We start from the raw sequence: 7,601 nt of genomic DNA, 5'->3' as shown, positions 1-7,601 counted from the left end.
ATTTGCTCTTAGGAATTGTAGCAGAGTTAATTTCCATGTTTGTAAAGAAAAAGATTTTAAGAGGTTAAACAAATCGGGATTTGTAGAATTAGTAAATCTCGATTTTGGGAAATACAAGAATGTGTCTCATTATGGTTTTAATGCGGTTTGTAAGGAGAAACAATATGATTGGGTTTGTTATATGGTCACTTTTGGGAGTGTTTATAATTGGATTAGGAATAAAAGATATGTTTTCTAAGAATCCCGTTGGATTCTGGGCTAATACCGAAACAATAAAAGTAAAAGATGTTAAAGGTTACAATCGTGCGAGCGGACTATTGTTTATAATCTATGGAATCATTTTTGTTATATTAGGAATTCCGCTGTTAGATGATCAAAATACACCATACGTTCTGTTGTCGGTTATTGGTGTGATGGTGGAAACAATTGTAATTATGGCTGCTTATAGTTTAGTTATCGTTAAAAAATATGAAGAGAAGTAAATAACTTTGAAGTTGCAAGGAGGAAATTATGAAATTTATGCAAACAGAGAAAAAACAGCTATTGATCTATGTGATTATAGCATACGGAATCACATATGTAATGGGACTTCTGATGTGGTATAGCTATGGAAAAGGTCTTGATCTCAGCGCTTTTCCAAATGCGCAGATGCTGTATCCAGCAGCAGGTGTGATGATGGCTTATTTAATTACCAAAAAAGGAGATAAAAATCTTCCAACGGCTTTTTACATATTCTTTGTAGCTCTCACGGCGGTGCTGGTTGTCTGCACGGCGGCTTCTGTTCTGGCTCCCCAAAATAGAGATCTGATGAGCATGCCATATTCTCAGTGGGCACCGATCATGAATTACGTTATAATAGGTGGCAGCGTTATTTTCTGGATTCTTCTTCTGCAATCCGGTAAAGAAAAGCGCAGATCCTATGGACTGAACAGCGAACATTGGAATATATCTATTCGTATGATCCTGTTGTTTATTGGATTATATCTTCTCAGATTTGTGATTGCCTGTGCTCTGAGCGGCCAGCTTTCTGAATTTGGCAAAATAATGGCAAATCCTACTACCTGGATCATATTTTTTACTGTTTTGGTAAACTTTTTCCTGTCAGTAGTGGCATTCTTTGGAGAAGAATACGGATGGAGATATTATCTTCAGCCTCTTCTTCAGAAAAAATTTGGACTAAAAGGCGGCGTAATCCTTTTGGGCTGTGTGTGGGCTGTATGGCATCTACCAATAGACTTCTTCTATTACACTACGCCGGATATGGGGCTGGCGGCTCTGGCAAGCCAGTTTGTTACCTGTATTTCACTGGGGATTTTTATGGCATATACTTATATGAAAACCCAGAATATCTGGGTCCCGATAATTATTCATTTTCTGAATAATAATATGGTGGTAGTTTTTTCAGGAACGTACTCTGCGGATGTACTTCAGAATCAGCAAATCCACTGGGGAGATATTCCTGTTGCACTGGTAATGAATCTGCTGATCTTTGGATGGGTGATCTTTCTGAAGCCATTTAAGGAGAAAAAAGCATAATATTGAATTCATTCAAATTATTTAGAACAATTTGCAGGAGTACCTGCATTTTTAGGAATAGTTATTTTAATTTCATGTATTGCAGATTGGATGATATTTGCAAAAATTGAAGTGGCATAACTTATAATAGGTTAATCATAATTGTAATCAAAAATCAATGTCCATTCTGTGGCAAATCATTAAGGGTTGTACCTATAAATAGTGAAGAATATTGTCCACACTGTGGTTGTAAAATAGAACAGGAGCATAAGAAAATTCAAGTTTGAAAAATTGAGAAAACGTAATATTGAACAAAAAAGAAATGCACAGTTCTTAGCTTATCGTGAACTGTGCATTTTTGTAAATAAATACTTTTAATTAGCCGATTACGGCATCCTCTGCTGTAAAATGTTCCAGAGAATTTTCTTTTACCTGAATGCAGATATAAGTAATTCCAGAAATATCGGATGCAAAAAACTGACGCTTTGCAGCAGGTGTGATTTTTAGCCAGTCTCCAGTTGAAAGGCTAATTTCTTCTCCATCAATTATGGCTTTGCCGTTACCTGAAAGAATTCCATAGATTTCTTCATTTTCTTTATGAGAATGAACAAATGGGACATTTGCTCCTGCAGGTAGTTCATTTAAACTGATTTCTGCACCTGTTAAAGACAACTTTTCATGCAGCTCAATTCGGTTTTCCTTTCCAATAGTTGTTTTTGTGTAATTTGCCATAATAACCTCCATAGTTAATTTTTAGTTTCTGGTTGCTTGGTATTAGTATAGTGTGAGACACATACAAAAACAAGTACGCACCTTTTTGTAACTGTACACTCAAAAATGAATGTGTTACAATAGACTCGGAGGTGAGAATTATGCGAGCAAAAGAAGAATTACCGGAATGCCCAGTTGCAACAGCAGTATCTCTTATCGGAGGAAAATGGAAACTGCTGATTTTGCGTAACTTAAAAGAGCGTCCATGGAGATTCAATGAGCTACAACGAAGTATAGATGGTATTTCACAAAAGGTTTTGACAGATAGTTTAAGACAAATGATGAGTGATGGGCTGGCATATCGCTACGATTACCATGAGCAGCCACCGAGAGTTGAATACGGCTTAACGGAACTCGGAACAAAAATGCTTCCAATTGTTAATTCACTTGCTGACTTTGGTAACTACTATAAATCAATTATTGAACAGAATTAAGGACGTTAGTATTTGAAAAGCTTGAACAATTCCAGTTTGGAGAATTGAAAAAACGGAATTTACCTATTAAGACATATAAACTGTTGACAATAAAGCTCCTATATAGTATGTTTTTAATAAACTACTATATAGGAGCTTTTGTATGGAAATGAATGGAGGATTTCTTGTTACCAAAATAAAACAGCTTGGAGACCGGATTTTCGAAAAGATTCTCAGTGAAAAGAATATTGATGCATTTAATGGAGCCCAGGGGCGTATTCTTTATGTGCTGTGGCAGAAGGATGGTATTTCAATCAGGTCACTCTCGACTAAATGCGGATTAGCGATAACATCTCTTACTACGATGCTGGAAAGAATGGAAAATCAAGGGCTGATAAGCCGTGTTCAGTCTGAAACGGACAAAAGGAAAACGCTCCTGTTTCTGACTGAGAAAGCACATACCTTAAAGGGCGAGTACGATTCTGTATCTGATGAGATGGGCAGTATTTACTACAAAGGTTTTTCAGAGGAAGAAATTACCCGGTTTGAGGAATGCCTCGACCGCATCAGAAAAAATCTTGAGGAGTGGCAGAAGTCATGAGTATTTGTATCAAAGATCAGATTCAGAACATGAATATCATCATCGGCTGCACAGTGGGGTGTACATATTGCTATGCCCGCAACAACGTGAAACGCTGGCATATGATTGATGACTTCGCTGACCCTGAATTCTTTCCGAGTAAGCTCAAGATGATGGAAAAGAAACGTCCGCAGAACTTTCTTCTTACCGGGACGAGCGATCTCTCCGGATGGAAGCCGGAATGGAGAGACGAGGTATTTGCAAAGATCCGTGAAAATCCACAGCATCAGTTCCTGTTCCTTACCAAGCGACCTGATTTGCTGGATTTTGATACCGATCTGGAAAACGCATGGTTTGGCGTTACGGTGACGAGGAAAGCAGAACTGTGGCGTATCGACGCCCTTCGGAAAAACGTCAGAGCAAAACATTACCATGTTACCTTTGAGCCGTTATTCGACGATCCCGGCACAGTTGACCTTTCCGGAATCAATTGGATCGTTGTCGGCACCATGACCGGAGCTCAGAGCAGGAAGATTCATACAGAGCCGGAATGGGCATGGTCTCTGACGGACCAGGCACATAAGCTCGGCATTCCGGTGTTTATGAAGGAAGACCTTGTCCCTATCATAGGGGATGAAAATATGATTCAGGAAATGCCGGAAGAATTTAATAAAGTGTTAGAGGTACAGAAATCATGGAAGAAGTAATAAATGGAATCCTCATTCGTGAGGTGGAAACAAAGAATATCATGACTAAGTCTAGTCTGCCGGTAGGCGGTTACTCGGTCAATCCCTATGTGGGCTGTACACATGCCTGCAAGTATTGCTATGCTTCTTTTATGAAGCGCTTTACCGGGCACAAGGAGGAATGGGGCACTTTCCTTGATGTGAAGCATTGGCCGGAAATTAAAAATCCGAAGAAATATGCCGGACAGCGGGTGGTCATCGGTTCTGTGACAGATGGCTACAATCCACAGGAGGAGCAATTCGGGAATACCAGAAAACTTCTGGAGCAGCTGATCGGCAGTGACGCAGATATTCTGATCTGCACAAAGTCGGATCTTGTGGTATGGGATATTGATCTGTTGAAGAAGCTTGGACGTGTAACCGTTTCATGGTCGATCAACACACTAGATGAAAATTTCAAGAACGATATGGATTCTGCTTCAAGCATTGAGCACCGTATCGCTGCTATGAAGCAGGTATATAAGGCAGGTATCCGTACAGTCTGTTTCGTATCCCCGGTATTCCCCGGCATCACGGATTTTGAAGCAATCTTTGAGCGGGTAAAGGATCAGTGCGATCTGTTCTGGCTCGAAAATCTCAATCTTCGAGGCGGTTTCAAAAAGACAATTATGGATTATATCGCCGGAAAATATCCTGATCTTGTACCACTTTACGACGAGATCTATAACAAGCATAACCGCAGCTACTTTGAAGCACTTGAAGTAAAAGCTGAGAAAATGGCTAAGAAGTATGATTGTGCCTTTGTGGATAATGAAATGCCTTATGGCAGAGTCCCGCAGGGGCATCCGGTGATCGTAAATTATTTCTATCATGAGGAAATCCGTGGGACAGAGAATACCGGAAAAAGAAATCGCTAACTTCAAGTTTGTCGAAGTAATCCAAATACGGATTGGGCAAAAACGGTTTAGCAGTCACAGGTTCTAACCCTGTGGCTGCCTTTTCTTTTTCATGATACATAAATTTATACTTAAACCAGCGTAAGCGAGAGTGTGAAACTTTTTCTGTAAAATAGTATTTAGAAGGTTCTTCTATGATAAAATAGAATCATAGGAGGGCCTTTTATTATGGCAAGACAAAAGAAACCTGTACACAGGGTACAAATGACAGAAGGAAAACGGAACATCATTCATCAGCTTTTGGAGGAATATGATATTCAGACAGCTGAAGATATCCAGGTCTTTTAGGCGGGACCATCAAAGAAATGATGGAAGCTGAAATGGATGACCATCTTGGATATGAGAAATCCGAGCATTCGGACAATGACGATTATCGCAATGGCTACAAGCGAAAACGTGTGAACAGCAGTTATGGAGCTATGGAGATTAAAGTTCCTCAACAGATCTTACATTTTCCCTTACATCTTTATACTCTTTGCCAGACTCGTCAGCAAAGCTGCCATCTCCGGATTAACCTTTTTTCTTTCTAACCCACGTTATTTTGCAGCCACGGTTACCACTGTTTCCTTTTTTTTCGACATAAGCCAATAAAACATAGAACAAAATATTAATGCAAATACAACGCCAAAAACATTCTGAATCACTCTAAGACCAACTGCTCCTTTTAGTCCATAACTCTCTGTAGCAATGGCCAAAGCACCAAATGTGTTAAATACTGCCTGCCAGCCATATTTTGCAGAAAGTCCTACACCAATTCCGCCAAGGATTCCTATGTATGTATAGATGGATGACGGAAGCAGAAAATATAGTATTGTAAAGCATATTACACCTGCAATATTTCCGACAATCCTTTTGCGGACTCTGTATTGCATATCCTCCATAAATGGTAAGATTGCTGACATTGCCGCAATTCCAGCCCACATTGCCCGTGGCATATTGCAGAGTTCCGCAATGCAGAGTACTGCCGGTACGCATATGATCTGACATAACTGCCACTTTGTTCTGGAAGAAGATATATCAAATTCCTGTACCAAATCATTCAAATTTCTTTTATACATTCTGTTTTTATGATTTTGATAAAATACGAAGCAGGTAAGTGCTGCACCTAATGCCATTCCGGTTAATCGCATCTGATAACTTTTTCCTGTTACATCATATCCATACAATAACAGATAACCAAGAACCAATGTGGATTGGTTAAACATGAATGGGTTATGACATCCGAACAGAATCAGCACTGCCAGTGCAGCAATGTTTAACAGCATTCCAAGTACCGGTGAAAGCTGGTTTGCTAAATGCGGACATACAGTCATAATTACAAAGAACAAAGCTAAAAGCATCGTAGATTGTCCGGTGTGGATCCCCAGATCCGCATTTCGAAATACCATAAGACATAATAAAACTACTACACCCACAATACTATTCTCATTTCCAAATAAGATACTGAAAATAGTAACAAATAAAAAACAAAATGCCATTGTAACAGCTATCTTTACCAAATATACCAGTATATGATATGATTTTTCTTTCACTGTTTCACTCTTTTTCAACAGATTTTTAGAACCTGCCTGATTTAACTGCAATTCCTGATAAAATGTCATGTAATTCCTCCTCTATCTGTTTTTCTTAAACTTATATGGCCTCATCTTTCTGTATTGGAAGCTCTACAACAAATCTGCATCCACCATATTCCCGGTTTTCTGCCTTGATTGTCCCGCCAGCACTATCTACGATCCGTTTCACAAGTGCAAGGCCGAGACCATTTCCTTCTGCTTTGTGAGAACCGTCTGCCTGATAAAATTTATCAAATATTCTAGTTTTCACATCATCCTCTATTCCCGGTCCTTCATCTTCCAGAATAAACATTACAGAATCCTTTTCCTGCTTCAAAAACATCATAATTGTCCCCTTTGCAGGACTGAACTTAATCGCATTATCTAAAAGATTCATCCATATATGCATAAAAAGTCCTTCATTCCCAGTATATTTAACTTCCTCCAGCTCTACCTGGAAACCAATTTCTTTTTCTGTCCATTTTGTCTCCAGGGAAAGAAATGCCTGACGGATCTGTTCATCCAAACGATATTCTGTTTTTTTCATTGGTATGTTCTGATTCTCTAACTTGGATAACAGCAAAATATTTCCAACCAATCCGGAAAGCCTTTGGGTATTAAACAGGATTTTTTCTACATATTCCTCTTGCTCCTGAGACAGTTCTTCTCCCTGAAGAAGCATTGTATACCCTTCAATGGCATTGATCGGGGTCTTAAACTCATGAGAAACATTGGAGACAAAATCCATCTGCAGTACTTCTGTTGCACGAAGCTCTTTTGTCATCACATTAAAACTCTGGTAAGATTCTCCAACTTCTGCGATACGGCTGTTCGTTTCCAAGTGCTGTTCAAAATCTCCCTGCGAAACTTTCTTCATTGCTTTACTGAGTCTGGTAATTGGTTCCAGCAACCTTGCATTGATAAAGGAAGTAATCAGCCCTGCAATCAATGTATTAAAAATCAAAAACCAGCCAAGCACAGGTATGCTACCAGGCAGATTAAAAAAATGATTCAAAAAAGCAAATAATAACGCAGATATGACTGTTGAAGATACAAGTGCCAGCCAGATTGCACCAGTCAGACAGGATCGGATCCGCAATCCTTTTTCTTTCTTTTGTTCCATTATT

At 39.1% G+C, this 7,601-nt stretch carries 9 protein-coding genes and 1 pseudogene; 7 read left to right on the top strand and 3 right to left on the bottom strand.

The features are described 5' to 3' along the window. The first annotated feature begins 164 nt into the window (after positions 1–164). Both WMO62_RS15475 and WMO62_RS15470 read left to right on the top strand, forming a co-directional pair. Complete coding sequence (locus tag WMO62_RS15475; protein WP_118138214.1) at positions 165–482, top strand: hypothetical protein; 318 nt, start codon at positions 165–167, stop codon at positions 480–482. Between the two features lie 28 nt (positions 483–510). Then, positions 511–1,536: a CPBP family glutamic-type intramembrane protease gene (locus tag WMO62_RS15470; protein ID WP_147602536.1), complete on the top strand. Its 1,026-nt coding sequence runs from the start codon at positions 511–513 to the stop codon at positions 1,534–1,536. 357 nt (positions 1,537–1,893) lie between these two features. On the opposite strand, the gene WMO62_RS15465 is transcribed toward WMO62_RS15470, so the two are convergent. Beyond that, on the bottom strand, positions 1,894–2,247 hold the full coding sequence (locus WMO62_RS15465; protein ID WP_015530145.1) for a cupin domain-containing protein: 354 nt from the start codon (positions 2,245–2,247) through the stop codon (positions 1,894–1,896). Positions 2,248–2,387: 140 nt separating this feature from the next. Between WMO62_RS15465 and WMO62_RS15460 the strand changes: the two genes are divergently transcribed. From WMO62_RS15460 to WMO62_RS15440, 5 genes and pseudogenes are all read left to right on the top strand, one after another. Then, on the top strand, positions 2,388–2,720 hold the full coding sequence (locus WMO62_RS15460) for a winged helix-turn-helix transcriptional regulator (RefSeq protein WP_023921314.1): 333 nt from the start codon (positions 2,388–2,390) through the stop codon (positions 2,718–2,720). Between the two features lie 142 nt (positions 2,721–2,862). Next, entirely contained in the window at positions 2,863–3,300 is a 438-nt protein-coding gene (locus WMO62_RS15455; RefSeq protein ID WP_118438854.1) for a radical SAM mobile pair system MarR family transcriptional regulator, read from the top strand. After that, positions 3,297–3,986 (top strand): radical SAM mobile pair protein A, encoded by a 690-nt coding sequence (locus WMO62_RS15450; RefSeq protein ID WP_349145241.1) that lies wholly within the window; start codon positions 3,297–3,299, stop codon positions 3,984–3,986. Before WMO62_RS15455 ends, WMO62_RS15450 begins: the two co-directional genes overlap by 4 nt. Beyond that, positions 3,974–4,882: a radical SAM mobile pair protein B gene (locus WMO62_RS15445; RefSeq protein WP_349145240.1), complete on the top strand. Its 909-nt coding sequence runs from the start codon at positions 3,974–3,976 to the stop codon at positions 4,880–4,882. The genes WMO62_RS15450 and WMO62_RS15445 overlap by 13 nt, the downstream gene beginning before the upstream one ends. 207 nt (positions 4,883–5,089) lie before the next feature. Beyond that, a pseudogene (locus WMO62_RS15440) lies at positions 5,090–5,361 on the top strand (transposase); the annotation flags it as partial. 96 nt (positions 5,362–5,457) lie between these two features. Here WMO62_RS15440 and WMO62_RS15435 read toward each other — a convergent pair. Further along, positions 5,458–6,522 (bottom strand): FUSC family protein, encoded by a 1,065-nt coding sequence (locus WMO62_RS15435; protein WP_349145239.1) that lies wholly within the window; start codon positions 6,520–6,522, stop codon positions 5,458–5,460. A gap of 31 nt (positions 6,523–6,553) precedes the next feature. Then, positions 6,554–7,597, bottom strand: a complete 1,044-nt coding sequence (locus WMO62_RS15430; protein ID WP_349145243.1) for a HAMP domain-containing sensor histidine kinase — start codon at positions 7,595–7,597, stop codon at positions 6,554–6,556. Between the last annotated feature and the right edge of the window lie 4 nt (positions 7,598–7,601).

Origin of the sequence: Hominiventricola aquisgranensis (assembly GCF_040096225.1) — a bacterium.
In the GTDB taxonomy this organism is placed as follows: Bacteria; Bacillota; Clostridia; order Lachnospirales; family Lachnospiraceae; genus Hominiventricola; species Hominiventricola aquisgranensis.
The sequence above is the reverse complement of the archived record's forward strand: the minus strand, read 5'-3'. Positions and strand labels throughout refer to the sequence as shown.